Origin of the sequence: Plantactinospora sonchi, from assembly GCF_036422035.1 — a bacterium.
In the GTDB taxonomy this organism is placed as follows: Bacteria; Actinomycetota; Actinomycetes; order Mycobacteriales; family Micromonosporaceae; genus Plantactinospora; species Plantactinospora sonchi.
The window spans coordinates 30,987-45,619 of record NZ_JAZGQK010000020.1 but is presented as its reverse complement, the minus strand read 5'-3'; the positions used below and the strand labels follow the sequence as shown (position 1 = coordinate 45,619).

Annotated in this window: 17 protein-coding genes and 1 tRNA gene; 9 read left to right on the top strand and 9 right to left on the bottom strand. The window is 71.2% G+C overall.

From position 1 onward, the window contains the following. Positions 1–188: 188 nt before the first annotated feature. A complete protein-coding gene (locus V1633_RS22755) occupies positions 189–386 on the top strand; it encodes a hypothetical protein (protein ID WP_331216419.1) in 198 nt (65 codons plus the stop codon). Positions 387–428: 42 nt separating this feature from the next. Here the strand turns inward: V1633_RS22755 and V1633_RS22750 are convergent. After that, positions 429–502, bottom strand: a tRNA-Thr gene (locus tag V1633_RS22750). A 139-nt stretch (positions 503–641) separates the two neighbouring features. On the opposite strand from V1633_RS22750, the gene V1633_RS22745 reads away from it, so the two are divergent. The 6 genes from V1633_RS22745 to V1633_RS22720 all read left to right on the top strand — a co-directional run bounded on the left by V1633_RS22745 (position 642) and on the right by V1633_RS22720 (position 6,378). Beyond that, positions 642–2,381 carry a metallophosphoesterase family protein gene (locus V1633_RS22745; protein WP_331216418.1) on the top strand — a complete coding sequence of 580 codons (1,740 nt, stop codon included), beginning with the start codon at positions 642–644 and terminating at the stop codon, positions 2,379–2,381. A 119-nt stretch (positions 2,382–2,500) separates the two neighbouring features. Further along, positions 2,501–3,094, top strand: a complete 594-nt coding sequence (locus V1633_RS22740; RefSeq protein WP_331216417.1) for a GNAT family N-acetyltransferase — start codon at positions 2,501–2,503, stop codon at positions 3,092–3,094. A 72-nt stretch (positions 3,095–3,166) separates the two neighbouring features. Beyond that, complete coding sequence (locus V1633_RS22735) at positions 3,167–4,024, top strand: hypothetical protein (RefSeq protein ID WP_331216416.1); 858 nt, start codon at positions 3,167–3,169, stop codon at positions 4,022–4,024. Positions 4,025–4,039: 15 nt separating this feature from the next. Then, positions 4,040–4,954, top strand: a complete 915-nt coding sequence (locus V1633_RS22730) for an aminoglycoside phosphotransferase family protein (protein ID WP_331216415.1) — start codon at positions 4,040–4,042, stop codon at positions 4,952–4,954. 91 nt (positions 4,955–5,045) lie between these two features. Continuing rightward, complete coding sequence (locus V1633_RS22725) at positions 5,046–5,582, top strand: VOC family protein (protein WP_331216414.1); 537 nt, start codon at positions 5,046–5,048, stop codon at positions 5,580–5,582. After that, positions 5,575–6,378, top strand: a complete 804-nt coding sequence (locus tag V1633_RS22720) for a MerR family transcriptional regulator (RefSeq protein ID WP_331216413.1) — start codon at positions 5,575–5,577, stop codon at positions 6,376–6,378. The genes V1633_RS22725 and V1633_RS22720 overlap by 8 nt, the downstream gene beginning before the upstream one ends. Before the next feature lie 77 nt (positions 6,379–6,455). On the opposite strand, the gene V1633_RS22715 is transcribed toward V1633_RS22720, so the two are convergent. Together V1633_RS22715 and V1633_RS22710 are read right to left on the bottom strand one after the other, a co-directional pair. Further along, positions 6,456–6,644: a DUF397 domain-containing protein gene (locus V1633_RS22715; RefSeq protein ID WP_331216412.1), complete on the bottom strand. Its 189-nt coding sequence runs from the start codon at positions 6,642–6,644 to the stop codon at positions 6,456–6,458. Then, a complete protein-coding gene (locus tag V1633_RS22710; protein ID WP_331216411.1) occupies positions 6,637–7,386 on the bottom strand; it encodes a helix-turn-helix domain-containing protein in 750 nt (249 codons plus the stop codon). The genes V1633_RS22715 and V1633_RS22710 overlap by 8 nt, the downstream gene beginning before the upstream one ends. Positions 7,387–7,670: 284 nt before the next feature. On the opposite strand from V1633_RS22710, the gene V1633_RS22705 reads away from it, so the two are divergent. After that, positions 7,671–7,958 carry a hypothetical protein gene (locus V1633_RS22705; RefSeq protein WP_331216410.1) on the top strand — a complete coding sequence of 96 codons (288 nt, stop codon included), beginning with the start codon at positions 7,671–7,673 and terminating at the stop codon, positions 7,956–7,958. Then, positions 7,958–8,332, top strand: a complete 375-nt coding sequence (locus V1633_RS22700) for a hypothetical protein (protein ID WP_331216409.1) — start codon at positions 7,958–7,960, stop codon at positions 8,330–8,332. The genes V1633_RS22705 and V1633_RS22700 overlap by 1 nt, the downstream gene beginning before the upstream one ends. On the opposite strand, the gene V1633_RS22695 is transcribed toward V1633_RS22700, so the two are convergent. The 6 genes from V1633_RS22695 to tmk all read right to left on the bottom strand — a co-directional run bounded on the left by V1633_RS22695 (position 8,317) and on the right by tmk (position 14,434). Then, positions 8,317–9,150 carry a PSP1 domain-containing protein gene (locus V1633_RS22695; RefSeq protein ID WP_331216408.1) on the bottom strand — a complete coding sequence of 278 codons (834 nt, stop codon included), beginning with the start codon at positions 9,148–9,150 and terminating at the stop codon, positions 8,317–8,319. The genes V1633_RS22700 and V1633_RS22695 overlap by 16 nt on opposite strands. Positions 9,151–9,228: 78 nt before the next feature. Next, entirely contained in the window at positions 9,229–9,930 is a 702-nt protein-coding gene (locus V1633_RS22690; RefSeq protein ID WP_331216407.1) for a hypothetical protein, read from the bottom strand. Further along, on the bottom strand, positions 9,930–10,346 hold the full coding sequence (locus tag V1633_RS22685; protein WP_331216406.1) for a type VII secretion target: 417 nt from the start codon (positions 10,344–10,346) through the stop codon (positions 9,930–9,932). The genes V1633_RS22690 and V1633_RS22685 overlap by 1 nt, the downstream gene beginning before the upstream one ends. Beyond that, entirely contained in the window at positions 10,347–10,673 is a 327-nt protein-coding gene (locus tag V1633_RS22680; protein WP_331216405.1) for a YbaB/EbfC family DNA-binding protein, read from the bottom strand. Positions 10,674–10,880: 207 nt separating this feature from the next. Beyond that, positions 10,881–12,164, bottom strand: coding sequence for a DNA polymerase III subunit delta' (locus tag V1633_RS22675; RefSeq protein WP_331216404.1), 1,284 nt, complete (start codon positions 12,162–12,164; stop codon positions 10,881–10,883). Further along, positions 12,164–14,434 carry a dTMP kinase gene (gene tmk, locus V1633_RS22670; RefSeq protein WP_331216530.1) on the bottom strand — a complete coding sequence of 757 codons (2,271 nt, stop codon included), beginning with the start codon at positions 14,432–14,434 and terminating at the stop codon, positions 12,164–12,166. Before tmk ends, V1633_RS22675 begins: the two co-directional genes overlap by 1 nt. Between the last annotated feature and the right edge of the window lie 199 nt (positions 14,435–14,633).

Below are 14,633 nucleotides of genomic sequence, written 5' to 3'. Positions count from 1 at the left end.
AACCGTCGCTGCACAAAGCCTGCACAGCGTTGACAAGAGTCGACAACCCTACGCCTTTGAGAGGGACTTGATCCTCAAGAGGTCGATTGGGCAGTGCTGCCATGCCTAGTTCCGGAGATCCTGGGCTCCACGAACGATCAGTCTGCGGGCATCTTCTCCGAGCCGGCTACACGGCGGCGAGTCTGGCCGTGGCGGCGGGCGTCAACGTCAAGGCGGTACAGCGGATGCTCGGGCACGCCTCGGCGTCGATGACGCTGGACGTGTACGCGGGGCTGTTCGGTGACGACCTGGACGCGGTCGCCAACCGACTGGACGAAGCAGTCGCCGCGCGGGGATGCGGACCTTCTGCGGACCGGCACCGCCGGCGGCGGGGTTGTCGACCTTGAGAAATGGCGAAGCCCAGGCCGTTGACCTGGGCTTCTGCGCCGAGCCGCCTGACGGAATCGAACCGTCGACCTACGCATTACGAGTGCGTCGCTCTGACCGACTGAGCTAAGGCGGCAACGTCGGCAAGTGTACGACACCGCCCGCCGACCCGCCGCAGGGGTTTCGCCGACGGCCGGGCCGGAGACGACGGAAGAGTGGCAGACCGTCAACGTCCGGACAGTACCCCGGTGTCCGATCCGACTAGGCTTTCATCGATGACCGAGCACCCGCCCCGGCCGACCGAGCAGCCCGATCCGTCAACCGAGCCCCTCGGATCGTCCCGGCCACACAGCCTCGATCCCAAGGAACTCGGCTTCACCCCGCAGCGGCCGGTGCCCTGGCTGGCGCCGCTGCTCCTGATCAGCACCGGGCTGCGTACGCTGCTGGCCCTGCTCTTCGGGGCGTACCTGGACAAACGGGAGCTGCAGAACGCGCTGCCGAACCGGGTGCACCGGCAGGTCGGCCCGGACGGGGACCTCTGGCTCGACTTCGTCGCCGACCTCGGCGACGGCTTCCACGCCACCTACTCGGTCGCCTGGTTGCTGTCCCGGCCGGAACTGGAGGTCGACGGGCAGCGGCTGCCCCGGGGTCAGATGCTGCTGATGGGCGGCGACCAGGTCTATCCGACCGCCAGCGGCGAGGCGTACGAGAACCGCTCCAAGGGGCCCTACGAGGCGGCCCTGCCGCAGCCGCCGGCCGACGGTCCCGCGCCGACGCTCTACGCCGTCCCCGGCAACCACGACTGGTACGACGGCCTGACCGCCTTCCTGCGGGTCTTCGCCGCCTCCCGGGACGCCAACATCGGCGGCTGGCAGACCCCGCAGGCCCGCTCCTACTTCGCGGTCGAACTGCCCGGCGGCTGGTGGCTCTACGGGCTCGACGGGCAGTCCGGGGCGTACCTCGACGATCCGCAGTTGCGCTACTTCGAGGAGGCGGCCACCCGGCTAACCCCGGAGTCAAAGGTGATCATCTCGGTGCCGGAGCCGTCCTGGGTCAAGGCCGTGGACCGGCCCGGCGAGTACGACACCGTCGAGTACTTCCTCCGTACCGTGGTCGCGCCGCGCGGTGCCCAGGTCCGGCTGATGCTCTCCGGTGACCTGCACCACTACGCCCGCTACTCCCACCCGGACCGCGAGTTGATCACGTGTGGCGGCGGCGGCGCCTACCTCTACCCCACGCACAAACTGCCGGAGCGGATCGAGGTGCCGCCCCGGGACACCCTGATGCGGCGGACCAGCCACAGCGAGCCGTACGACCTGGTCGGCCGCTATCCGGAACCGGCGGTGTCCCGGCGCTACGGCTGGGGCATCTTCGCCCGCCTGCCGCTGCGCAACCCCGGCTTCGCCACCCTGCTCGGCATCCTGCAGACGATGCTGATGCTCACCATGGCCGGGGTGGCGCTGCCGAGGGCGGAGGCGAACGCCCAGCGCCTGTTCAGCATCCCGCTGGTGATCATGCTGACGGTGACGCTGCTCGGCGCCGCGTTCTTCGCCAAACCGCCGAGCGCGAGCGGCAAACGGCACGTCCGGCACTGGCTGCTCGGGCTCGGCCACGGCTTCGCGCACATCGGGCTGGCCGCCGTCGGCGCCTGGGTCTGGTTGCAACTGCCGTTCTGGGACGCGCCGTGGCCACTGCCGGCGGTCGCCGCCGTGGTCGTCTACGGGCCGGTCGCCGGCCTGGTCGCAAGCCAGCTGACCGCGCTGTACCTGCTGGTCGCCGGCGCGTTCGGGGTCAACCTCAACGAGTTGTACGCCGCACAGGGCATCGAGGACGCCAAGATCTTCCTACGGCTGCACTTCGCCGCCGACGGCACGCTGACCGGCTACCCGATCGCGGTGGACCGGATCTGTCGCCGTTGGCGGGCCGAACCCGACGCACCGCCGGACGCCGCCTGGATCAGCCCCGAACAACCCCTCCGGGTACGCCTCGCCGAGCCCCCGTTCACCCTCCGCTGAGCCGTCCGCCAGGGTGGCGGACCCGGATCTGGCCAGGCCGCGGCGGCCGGGCGTCGTCAGGGGGCACGTGCTGCGTTAATGGCGTCGCGCGCCGACGGTCACAGGGCTAGCCTGGCGCCGTGAACTCAAGTGACGACCTTCGACGCGGCCCTGTCGAGCTGGTGGTCCGGCACGAGCGGGTCGACGATCACGAGGCCGTGCGGGAGGTTCACACCTTGGCGTTCGGGGACGGCGAGCGGGTTCCCGCGCTCGTCGAGGCGCTGCGCGCCGCCCAGCCGGCGCTTGCGCCGTTGTCGCTGGTCGCGACCGTCGGCGAGCGGGTGGTCGGCCATGTGATGCTCAGTGCCTGCCGGTTGGACGCCCTGCCCCGTCTCGTGGACGTGCTGTCGCTGTCGCCGCTGGGGGTGCTGCCGGAGTTCCAGCGTCAGGGAATCGGTAGTCGCCTTGTGGCACGCGCCCTCGCGGATGCCGACAGTCGGGGCGTACCTCTGGTGTTCCTGGAAGGCTCACCGCACTACTACGGTAAGCGTGGTTTCGCCGACGCCACCGAGTCGGGCTTTCGTCCGCCCACCCTGCGCTACCCGCCCGGCGCCTTCCAGGTTGCCAAACTGTCCTCCTATGAGGAATGGATGACCGGCACCTTCGTGTACTCCGACGTCTTCTGGGCGCTGGACTGCGTGGGCCTGCGGGCGGATGTGTCGCAACCGTCGTAACCCCGGAGGCCGACCACCGGGCTTCCGAGCGGGCCCCTGACGCGTTGCTGTGCGCTCCGCTAGAGTGCCCGCGTGCGATCAAGGTGTGCGCTGGTGCTGGTCGGGCTTCTCACGGTGCTCAGCGGGTGCGGAGACCCCGAGATACCCGGACCGCAGGAGGAGCCTTCACACAAGGTTTCGTACTCGATCAGCGCCTCCGGCACGGCCAACGAGAGCCTGAACATCACGTACGTCGGCCCGGACGGCAGCAACGTCGAGACGACGTCACCGGGCTCCGTACCGAGCTGGGGCACCGAGGTCACCACGAAGCCCGGCCTCACCTTCCTGTCTCTCACCGGGCAGGCGAACAGCTCGGACCTCTCGTACCGGCTGACCTGCACGATCACGGTGGACGGTGTACAGGTCGCCGACAACCGTGCCCCGTACTCGTGCTCGGCCAGCTTCGAGCTGTCGAAGCTGCCGGCGATCCTGGCGAGCAGGTCTCCGTCGGCCGCGCCCAGCCCGACCCCGTCGGCCCCGGCCCTGCCGTCCGCCCCGGCGACGTCGGCCGCGCCGTCGAAGCCGGCGGGCTGCCGGTTCGTCAAGGGTGACGAGCTGACCGAGATCGTGAACGACCTGGCCCACGTGGACAAGCCGGTGCAGAACATGGCCGGGAACCAGAACCGCTGTACGTACACCGTGGACTACGACGCGACCCGGGTGATCACGACCTGGAAGCCGGACGGCAAGCCGGAGTTCCAGTTCCCGCCGCCGGTATCCGGCCTCGGCGTCACCGCATGGTGGTTCGAGCACAGCGACTTTGGGGTCCTCGACGTGGAGTTGCCGGACGGCGTGTTCACGGTGCGGGTCGAGGCCAGGGCGCTGGACATCGACTACAAGGACTTCGCCATCGCCATCTTCAAGGCCGCGAAGCCGCGACTGCCCAGGTAACTAAGGTTCGTCCGCATGCCCCACGCCGAGATCGAGATCACTGCGGAACTGGTCCGAGACCTGGTGCGTGACCAGCATCCCGACCTCGCCGATCACCCGGTCCGGCTGGGCGCGCGCGGCTGGGACAACCAACTGTGGCGGATCGGCGACGACCTCGCCGTCCGGCTGCCCTGGGCGACCCCGGACGCGGACGCCCTGCTGCGCAAGGAGCACACCTGGGTACCCCGGCTGGCACCGCATCTTCCGCTGCCGGTTCCCGTCCCGCGACGATTCGGCGAACCCTCCGAACGGTTTCCCCGGCCCTGGCTCATCACCACCTGGGTTCCGGGCACACCCGCCGACCGTGCCCCTGTCATCCGCGCAGCGGACGCGGCCGGGTCCTTGGCCACTTTCCTGACGGCGCTGCACCAACCCGCCCCCGACGGCGCGCCCGCCGGCCGGGACCGTGGCGGCCCGCTGGCCGACCGCACCGAGGGGTTCGCCAAGCTTCTCGACTCCGCTGTCCAGCGAGGGCTGATCCATGACCTGGACGCCGTCCACGCCGTCTGGCACGACGCGGTCACCGCGCCTCCATGGACTGGTCCAGCGCTGTGGATCCATGCTGATCTGCACCCGGCCAACGTCCTCACCGCCGACGGCTCCCTCTGCGGCGTGATCGACTTCGGTGATCTCTGCGCCGGTGACCCGGCATGTGACCTTGCCGCCGCCTGGATCCTGCTACCGGATGGCGCCACCGACCGCTTCCACGCGGCCTACCAGCCGACCCCGGACACCGGGACGCTGCGACGTGCTCGCGGCTGGGCGTTGGGACGCGCCCTCGCTGGCATTCTCATCGGCGATGCCGGCGTCCACGGCCGCCCCGGCGGCAAACCCACCTGGGGCCCGCCCGCCCACGCCGCACTGCAACGCCTCCTCGCCACGATCCGCTGACCGGCGACTCCGCCCCGACTGCCGTCGGGTAGGGCGAGGTTCACGGAACCGGCTTGACCCTCACGTCGCGTGAGGCTGGAGGGTGGGGCGCATGAGTGACTACTACAACGCGTTCGAGATCAGCCCCGTGCCCGCTCCCGGCCCGGACGCGGTGCCGCCGGAGCTGTTCCGTGGCATCTACGGAATGCCCGCGTTCGCGACGATCCCCACGAGCGACCTGGCGGAGTCGGTGGACTTCTGGGTTCGGGGGTTCGGGTTCTTCGAACTGTTCAGCATCCCCGGCAGGCTTGTGCACCTGCGCCGGTGGGCGTTCCAGGACGTGCTCCTCGTCCCGGCGGCGAGCGTTCCGGAACGGGCACCGGCGATGAGCCTCAGTTTCTCGTGCGTGCTCAGTCAGGTCGACGCCCTTGTCGAGGCATGTCGTGCGGTGCGCCCGAACTCGGTCGACGGCCCACGGGACACGCCCTGGAACACCCGCGACGTGGAGGTGATCACCCCCGAGAACGTACGGATCATTTTCACCGCGGCGAAGCCCTTTGATCCGGCCAGTCAGGAGGCGCGGAACCTTGCCGCCATCGGGATCAGCCCACCAGGTGTCGGTCGCGACGACAATGCGGAGCATGTCTGATGCCACTGACGCCGACGGCCTGACCGTCGGTCAGGTCTCGACGCGGCTGGGCGTGACAGTGCGCGCGCTGCACCACTGGGACGAGATCGGTCTGGCCCGGCCGTCGCTGCGCACGGCTGCCGGATACCGGCTCTACACCGCTGCTGATCTGGAACGCCTCCACCGCATCGTCGTCTACCGCGAGATCGGTCTCGGCCTGGACAGGATCCGGGTCATCCTGGACGACTCGAGCGCGGACGTACCCGGTGCGTTGCGCGCGCAGCGCGCCCAGGTCGCTGAACGGATCGACCGCCTCCAGCGGCTCAGTGCCGGGCTGGACCGGATGATCGACGCCCACGAGCGCGGCCTGCTGCTGACCGTCGAGCAGCAGGCCGCGATCTTCGGCCCGCAGTGGAATCCGGCCTGGCCTGCCGAAGCCCGGCAGCGCTACGGAGACACGACACAGTGGCAGCAGTACGCCGAGCGCTCAGCCTTTCGTGATCCGGAGGAGTGGCAGGCCATCGCCGACGCTGTCGCCGACCTCGACCGCGCGCTCGGCGATGCGATGGATGCCGGCGTCACACCTGGTAGCCCGGAAGCGAATCAACTCGTCGAGTGGCACCGCGAGGTTTTCGCTTCGTACTTTCCCCTGACCAGGCAGATGCAGGTCTGTCTGGGCCGGATGTTCGCGGCCGATCCGGGCTTCGCCGCCCACTACGACGGCATCCGCGCCGGCCTGGCCACGTGGTTCCGTCGAATCGTCGACGCCAGTGCGCGTTCCCACGGCATCGACCCCGACACCGCGACCTGGCAGTAGAGCGCGGGTCTGGAAGCCGGACCCGTACGGGCGTGCGACGCCTTCACGGCGCGACACCGGGCCTTCGGGGAGGCGGATCAGCCGCGTTTGGCCGAGCCGACAAAGCTGCGCCAGGCCGCCGGCCCGAAGGACAGCACCGGGCCAGCCTGGTCCTTGCTGTCCCGGACCAGCACCCGCCCAGGCAGGTTGTCGGCCACCTCGACGCAGTTCCCCTGGTTGGAGCTACTACGGGTGCTCTTGCGCCAGATCGGCGCCACGTCAGTCATGATCGTTGATCGCCTTCGCTATCAGGTCCCTCGACAGGTTCACCGGCAGTGCCAACCCGGTGACAATCTCCCACGATACTTCCAGGCGGTCCAGGTCTCCTCCGTCCGTCACCAGCCGACCCCGTAGCTGGTCGTCCACATAGCCGGCCCGGCCTCGGCCCGGAAGGGTCGCCAGCACGAACGCGCCCGCCAGGCCGGCGTGCAGGCCGGCGCTGCGCGGCACCACCAGGACCTGGACCTTCGGCCGCTGGGACATGTCCAGCAGATGCTTGAGCTGGTCACGCATCACCTCCGGCGGTCCGGAGGCCAGCGCGAACTCACCGATCACGGCGGACAGCATCGGCGGGTCGTCCCGGTCGACGGTCGCGGCCTGGCGCTCCCGGCGGACCTGCACCGTTCGGTCGACCTCCGCCGGCGACAGCCGACCACCGGCCAGGACGGCGCGGGCGTACGCCTCGGTCTGGAGCAGGCCGGGAATCAGCATCGGCTCGAAGGTGCGCAACAGCACCGCCCGCTGCTCATGCTCGGTCCACGGCCGCAGCCACGGCGGGCGGGCGTCCTCCCGAGCCTCCTCGGCGGCCCGCTGCACCTCGTCCCCGGTGCCGAAAAGCTCGTCCAACTGAGCAGCGGTATCCGGCTGAGGAACCAGTCGACCATTCTCGATCGCGGCAATCAGTGATCCACTCACCCTGATCGCCGCCCCGGCCTGATCCTGTGTCAATCCCATTCTGGAACGTTGCATTCTGAGAATTTCCCGGAGTTTGTTCACGTAGTACTCCCGAATACGGATCGGCTCACTGTAGACAGACATACAGTCGCGGCCCCATCTTCCAGCACCCTATGCGAATAGTCCAGGGTGGATGTCGGCGGAGCTGATTCGGTCCAACGCGTCGGGTGGTCGCGTTCCCCTCACGCGCCCCCGTGGGCCGCACTCCGTCGACGGGGACCGCCCGCCGGCAGCGCCTGTACGGGCGCGGGCGGTCCCCGCACCTCACATCCCTGAACCCATTTCTGCGAGGTGGAATCGTGCGAGAACATCGGAGGAACTGGCGACGGCTCTGGCGCTACTGCTGGTGCGGATTCCGCTGGAAGTGCCCGGACGCGACACCACTGGTACCCATGCCGTTCAACCCCGACCCGACCGCCTGGCCCCGTACCCGGAATCAGAGCCCGGCATGGCACGGCCCGACCGGACCCGACCGGCGGAACCAGCGACCAGCCTGGAACGGGCCGACCGGCTTCGGTCACCGGGTCGGCCGGGCGGGCGGACTCACCCCGGCCCAGCGCTCCCGTACCAGCGACAAACCCGTCTGATGGGCACCGTGGTGATGCGGAACGGCACGGCATTCACCAATCCCGGCGAACACATCCCTCGACGGCCGTCCTGGAAATGCCGACTGTGCGAAGCCGACTGGCCCTGCGGAACCGCCAAGGCGACACTGCGGGTGGAATACCGGCTCGATCCCCTGGCCCTGTTCATATATCTCGGCCTGTGTCTCCACGAGGCGACCGAGGATCTCCACGAACTGCACCCGAACCCCGGACCCGACCCGGTCGAACTGCACGCCCGCTTCATGGCCTGGGTACCGGTCAACCGGATGATCCGCCGGGCACTGCTGCTCCGGGCCTACGCCGAAGCCGCCCGCGCATTCCCGCCCGGCGAGTCGCCAGGTCAGCGCTCGTCGTAGGCCCGGCGTGGTCCGCAGACGTCGGACAGCGCGCACCGGCTGACCGAACCGTCGGACGCCTGGCGGACGGCGACCGTCTCGCTCGGCGGGTGCCGGGACACGACCCGACCCGGCCCCTCTGGTGTCTCGACCCGCTGACCAGGCGTCGGATAGTTGGCGCTGCCGGCATAGAGCGGATGCTCGTACTTCAGGCAGCACATCAACCGCCCACACGCGCCGGAGATCCGCAGCGGGTTGAGCGGCAGGTCCTGGTCCTTCGCCATCCGGATGGTCACCGGCTCGAAGTCGTTCAGGAAGGTCGCGCAGCAGAGGTCCCGCCCGCAGGAGCCGATGCCGCCCTGGACGCGGGCCGAGTCCCGGGCTGAGAGCTGGCGCAGCTCGACCCGGCAGTGCAGGGTGGCGCCCAGGTCACGGACCAGGGACCGGAAGTCGACCCGGTGCGGCGCGGTGAAGTAGATCGTGGTCCGCGCACCGCTCGACCCGACCGAGCCCGCATCGATCACGTGGTCCACGGCGACCACCTTCATCGGCAGCCCATGCTCGCGGATCAGCCGCTTCGCCGCCACCTTCGCCTCGGCCTTACGCCGACGCTGCGCCTCGTCACGGCGCAGGTCCGCCTCGGTCGCGATCCCGGCCAGCCGGGGAAAACCGCTGGTGTCGTCGGAGACCCACTGCGCGGCCCAGACGCACTCGGCAACCTCGGTGCCCTCGTCGGTGGGGACCAGGACCCGGTCCCCCACGACCGGGCGCAGCTCGCCCGGGTCGAGGTAGTAGAGGCGGCCGTAACGGTTGAAACTGACCGCGCACAGCATGCCCATGCGCACACCCTACGACGGATCCGACAACTCGCCGAACGGTCACCGTCCCCACCCGTCACCCGGTCGGCGTCGCAAGGGTCAGACCCGGACCGGTCCGGCACCGACCGGGCCGTCACCGTCACCGTCACTGCCACTGTCGCGGTCCGCACCCGACACCGACCCGACGGCCGGCCGCTGACCAGGCCCGGCGAGTTCCGCCGCCCACCGTCCCGACAACGCCTCCACCTCGTCGTACGCCTCGGCGACCGTGGCCAGCACCCGGACCCCGATCTCCGCGGCCGCCACCGTACCGGGGACCTGACCGGCGGCGGGTGTGGTGACCACGGTCACCGCCTCCGCCGACCCGAGCACCTCGGCGAGCGTACGGGCCAGCGCGGCACGGGTACGCCCGATCCAGTCGGCGACCGCCTCCGCGTACCCGGCGGTGGCCGCCATCCGTCCGGCCAGGCTCCCCGGCCCGTCCCCCAGGTACGTCACCAGTGCCCGCCGCTGCGCCGCGTACGCCTCGGCCGCCGGCCCCCGCCAGCCAACCGGCTCGGCCAACGCCACACGCACGTCGTCGTACGCCCGACCGGCCGTACGGGTCGCGGCACCGGCGGCGACCAGCGGGGCCGGACGACACGCGAGCACCGCGTCCAGCGCGTCCCCGGGCAGCACCCGGAGCCGACGGAGCAACGGCCAGACCGGATGCCCGGCAGGGGCGCCGGCGGTGCCGAGCAGCGTGTCGACCCGAGCCAGCAGATCGGCGCCGGGGACGGCGAGGTGGTCGAGCGCGTCCATCAGCCCTCCCCGCCCGCCCCACGCCCGCCACCCGCACCGGCCCAACCCGCACCGCCATGGTCACCGGTCCGGGCCGCGCCGACATCGTCGCCAGTGAGGTGCGCGATGCCGGCGATGACCGGGCGGAAGCGCTGTTCGGCGGCATCATCGGTGTCGGCGTACCGCTGGGCGGCGGTCCGCAGCGCGGCGGCGGTGTCGGTCAACCGCTCGACGGTGCCGGTCAACTCACGGATCCGGTCGTCGAGGAGCATCCCCCACTGACGCCGCAACGCCCGGCCGATCTCGCCCGGCCGTCCGGGGCCGTCGACGTGGAGCGCGTCCCCCGCCGCCCCGACGTACGGCAGCCGGCGGGCACACTCGGCCAGCGTCTCGGTCGCGTCGTCGAGCCGACCGGCCAGGTCACGAAGACTGTCCACTCATGCCTCCGCGAGCCGTCGGTACTCGCCGTACGTCTCGGAGTGCAGTTTCTCCCGGGCCCACTCGGCGGCGTCCTGCGCGGCGGCGATCGCGGACCGGACGGACCGGGCCACCTCCACGCCGCTGCGGGTGTGCAACGGGCCCAGAAAACGTACGTCGCTGATCGCCCCGTCCGCGGTCACGATCAGTTCGACCAGGCCGTCCGGAGACTGGACGCTGACCTCGACCCGCCGCACGGCCTGGTCGAACTCGGCCTGGAGCGCCTCGATGCGACGGTAACGCTCGATCGCCTCCTCGACCCAGGCCTCGTCAATCTCCCGCCCCATCGGCCGGTCCTCTCCCGTCGCCCGGATGTCCGCTGGCCACCACGTTCGCCGAGCGGACGGAGGCTGACGATCGAATATGTCGTCTTCGATACGTTACGGGACTGGACCGTACTGGTCGGCCCGCCCGAACGGAAGACCCACCGAGCGTTGCCGGACGGCAACGTCCGGGCACAGCGACGATCAGGCGCCGCACAGGACAGAGGACGGTCAGCCGCGCCAGAGGGCGAGCATCATCGCCTCGACGGCGATCCGGGGTTTGACGTTGGTCTCGATCGCCGTACGGCAGCTGAGCACCGCCTCCAACCGGCGCAGGGTGCTCTCGGCCGTCCACTTCCCGGCGGCGGAGGCGGTCATCGTCGCCACGTCGGTGTGCACCGGGGTGACCGGGGCGCGCATCGCCACGGTCAGCACGTCCCGATAGAAACCGGCCAGGTCCACCAGCGCCCGGTCGAGCGCGTCCCGCTGCGCCCGGGTGGCCCGGGACTTCTGCCGTCGTTCGAGATCCTTGAGCTGTCCGGCGGCACCCCGGATCGCCCCGGCCGCCCCTCGCCCGGTACCTCCGGCGCCCAGCGCGGTCTCCAACGCGGACCGCTCGGTCGTGTCCGCCTCCGCGACCGCCGCCGCTGCCTCCGCCTCGGCCGCCTCGATCAGGGTGGACGCGGCGTCGAAGCAGGCACCGACGCTGGTCAGCCGGCGCGGTACGGCCAGCACCGCCTCACGCCGCTTACGCGCGTCCGGGTCCCGGGCCAGCCGACGGGCCCGCCCGACATGCCCCTGCGACGCCGCCGCCGCCCAGGCCGCCACGTCCGGCGCGATGCCGTCCCGGTCCCGGAGTACGGCCGCCACCGCCTCCGCCGGCGGCTGCACCAACGCCACGAGCCGGCATCGGGACCGGATCGTCACCGAGATGTCGTCCGGGTGGGTCGACGGGGTGCAGAGCAGGAAGACGGTACGCGGTGGCGGCTCCTCGATCGCCTTCAACAGTGCGTTGCCGGCCGCCTCGGTGAGCCGGTCGGCGTCCTCGATCACCAGTACCTGCCATCGGCCGCCGGTCGGCGTACTCGCTGCCCGCAGCACCAGGGCCCGCATCTCGGAGACCCCGATCGAGAGCCCTTCGGGCACCACGAACCGTACGTCGGCGTTGGTGCCGGTGAGCGTGGTGTGACAGCCGGCGCATTCGCCGCAGCCGGTGCCCCGCAGGCACTGCAACGCCGCCGCGAACGCCCGGGCCGCGACCGACCGGCCCGATCCGGGCGGGCCGGTGAAGATCCAGGCGTGGGTCATCGCGCTGCCGGCCCCCAGGGCAGGATCACCGCCACCCGCAGGATCACCGCCAGCGGACGGATCACCGCCAGCCGGCGTCGCCTCCGCCGTACCACCGTCCCGGAGCGCGGCGGCGGCCCGGACCGTCTCCGCGGCGGCGAGGGCGGCCCGGCGCAGCGTGTCGACCGCCTCCGGCTGGCCGACCAGGTCGGCGAAGACGTCCGGCATCAGGCCCGCCGTTCGAGCTCGAATCCGCCCGTGACACCGGCGGAGCGACTCTCCGCCGCCCCGGCGTCCGGACGCCCGTGCTCACCCTGGCCGCCGTCCCCGGACCCAGCGCCCGAACGGTCGTCCGCGCCGCCGTCCACGGACTCAGCGTGCTGCTGCCTGTCCGCGGGCTCAGCGTGCTGGCGCCCGTCCGCGGACCCGCCGCCTGGGCGGACGTCGGCGTCCGGGTGGGAACCCGGGTTGGACAACTCCGGCGGATCCACCGACTCCACCGACCGGGGTTCGGCCGTCGCCTCCGGGTCACTGAGCATGCCGAGGACCCGCTCGGCGATCTGCACAGCCAGCTCGTCCGCTGGTCGGGCGGCGTCCAGCACCAGGTAGCGCTTGGGGTCGTCGGAGGCGAGATCGAGGAAGGCGTACCGGACCCGGTCGTGGAAGTTGAGGGACTCACTCTCCAGCAGATCCGCCTCACCTCCTCGGGACGCCACCCGGGCCAGACCGGTCCGGGGTTCCACGTCGAGCAGCACGACCAGGTCGGGCTTGAGGCCGCCGGTGGCCCAGGAGGAGAGCCAGGAGATTTCCTCGACCGGCAGGGTCCGGCCGGCGCCCTGGTAGGCGAGAGAGGAGTCGACGTACCGGTCGCTGATCACCACCGCGCCCCGGGCCAGCGCCGGCCGGACCACGGTGGCCACGTGGTGCGCCCGGTCGGCGGCGTAGAGCAACGCCTCCGCCCGGGGTGCCAGCGGCTCCTGGCCCTCGGTCCGTTCCAGCACCAGCCGGCGGATCCGCTCGCCGGCCGCGGTCGCGCCGGGCTCCCGGGTCACCACCACCTCGCGGTGCTGCTCCCGGAGCGCCTCGGCGAGCCGGCTGAGCTGGGTCGACTTGCCGGCTCCCTCACCGCCCTCGAAGACCACGAACATCCCGCTCGCGGCGAACGGCTCCGCCGGGAAGAGCGGCCGGCCCCGGATCGAACCCCAGAGGTCGGCCAGTACCGGTACGCCCGGCTTGTCGTCCATCTGGCGGAACGCCTTGATTCCGGTGAAGATCCCGGCGAGTCCGGCGACCAGCAGCAGCACCCGGGTCGACGAGACCGAGATACCGAGGTCGGCGATCCGCAGCTGCCACGAGCCGCCGAGACCGACCAGCAGGCTGCTGACCGAGATGGCCAGGATCAGCACCAGCCGGGTACCGGTCTGCACCACGGCGAAGACCCGGCCACGTACCTCGTCGGCGATCTCGCCGCCGAGCAGGGTGGTGCCGGCGAGGAAGGCCATCCCGGCGCCGGCGCCGACCAGCAGCGCGCCGAGGATCGCCATCGACAGGTGGATGGAGCCGGCCAGCACCAGCACCGAGGCGCTGGCCAACACGATGCTCAGCCCGAACCAGCGGCGGCGGGACATCTCCCGGACGACCATCGGACCGAGCCCGATGCCGAGCGACAGGCCGAGGAAGATCGAGCCGAAGAGCAGCGAGAACGCCGCCTCACCGGCGGCCAGCGACTTGGTGAAGAAGTTCGCGGTGCCGATCACCACGCCGCCGCCGGCGAACGCGCCGAAGATGCCCAGCACCAGGCCCCGGACCAGCGGGGTCTTGCCGATGAACTTCCAGCCGTCGACGAACTGGCGCAGCGCGCTCTGCTCGGCCTGCCCGGCCCGGTCCCGGACGCCGCTCCGGCCGCTGATCTCCCGGATTCCGAAGAGCACCACCAGCGCGGTGGCGAGCCGGGTGAGCGAGTTGAAGTAGAGGGCGAGCTGGGCCGGCTCGGCCCAGCCGGGCGGCGGCCCGCCGGCAGCCGCCCGGATGCTCCGGTCGAGCCCGGCGGCGACCACCGCGGCCAGGATCGGGGTGACCCCGTAGGTGGTGATCAGCGTGAGCTGGTTGGCGGTCTCCAGCTTGCTGCGCGGGATCAGGTTCGGGACCGCGGCCTCCTTGGCCGGGATCCAGATCAGGGTGATCGCCTCGATCAGGAAGGTGGCGACCGCCGCCCAGCCGACCACCAGGCCGCCGCCGACGTTCAGGAGCGCGGCCAGCGGGATCGAGGCGAAGAGCACGAAGCGCAGCAGGTCGCAGATGACCATCGTGTAGCGCCGGTCGAACCGGTCGGCCAGCACTCCGGCGATCGGGCCGAGCACCAGGGCCGGCAGAAGCCGGACCGCGATCACCCCACCGAAGGCCAGCCCCTTGGCGGTGTCGCCGGTGACCTGGGAGGCGGCGAAGAGCGAGGTGGCCAGCAGACCGAGCCAGTCGCCGAACGACGCCGCACCGAGCACCAGCCAGAGCCGGCGGAACGGGCGGATCCGCAGAACGGAGCGGAGCGCCTGGTAACCGGTCCGGTCGACCGGGTTGCTGCCTCCGGACTTGCCCGACGGGGTGGCCGTGGCGGGCGTACCGGCCGACGACTCGGCCGCTCCGCGCTCGGCGCCGCTGTGATTGGTGTCGATGGCCGTCCCCCTCGCGTGCCGGCCCATC

Excerpts from the sequence above, each read along its gene's own strand:
- V1633_RS22745 (WP_331216418.1), top strand. The coding sequence starts at position 642 with ATGACCGAGCACCCGCCCCGGCCGACCGAGCAGCCCGATCCGTCAACC.
- V1633_RS22730 (WP_331216415.1), top strand. The coding sequence starts at position 4,040 with ATGCCCCACGCCGAGATCGAGATCACTGCGGAACTGGTCCGAGACCTG.
- V1633_RS22725 (WP_331216414.1), top strand. The coding sequence starts at position 5,046 with ATGAGTGACTACTACAACGCGTTCGAGATCAGCCCCGTGCCCGCTCCC.
- V1633_RS22720 (WP_331216413.1), top strand. The coding sequence starts at position 5,575 with ATGTCTGATGCCACTGACGCCGACGGCCTGACCGTCGGTCAGGTCTCG.
- V1633_RS22715 (WP_331216412.1), bottom strand. The coding sequence starts at position 6,644 with ATGACTGACGTGGCGCCGATCTGGCGCAAGAGCACCCGTAGTAGCTCC.
- V1633_RS22710 (WP_331216411.1), bottom strand. The coding sequence starts at position 7,386 with ATGCAACGTTCCAGAATGGGATTGACACAGGATCAGGCCGGGGCGGCG.
- V1633_RS22700 (WP_331216409.1), top strand. The coding sequence starts at position 7,958 with ATGGGCACCGTGGTGATGCGGAACGGCACGGCATTCACCAATCCCGGC.
- V1633_RS22695 (WP_331216408.1), bottom strand. The coding sequence starts at position 9,150 with ATGGGCATGCTGTGCGCGGTCAGTTTCAACCGTTACGGCCGCCTCTAC.
- V1633_RS22690 (WP_331216407.1), bottom strand. The coding sequence starts at position 9,930 with ATGGACGCGCTCGACCACCTCGCCGTCCCCGGCGCCGATCTGCTGGCT.
- V1633_RS22680 (WP_331216405.1), bottom strand. The coding sequence starts at position 10,673 with ATGGGGCGGGAGATTGACGAGGCCTGGGTCGAGGAGGCGATCGAGCGT.
- V1633_RS22675 (WP_331216404.1), bottom strand. The coding sequence starts at position 12,164 with ATGCCGGACGTCTTCGCCGACCTGGTCGGCCAGCCGGAGGCGGTCGAC.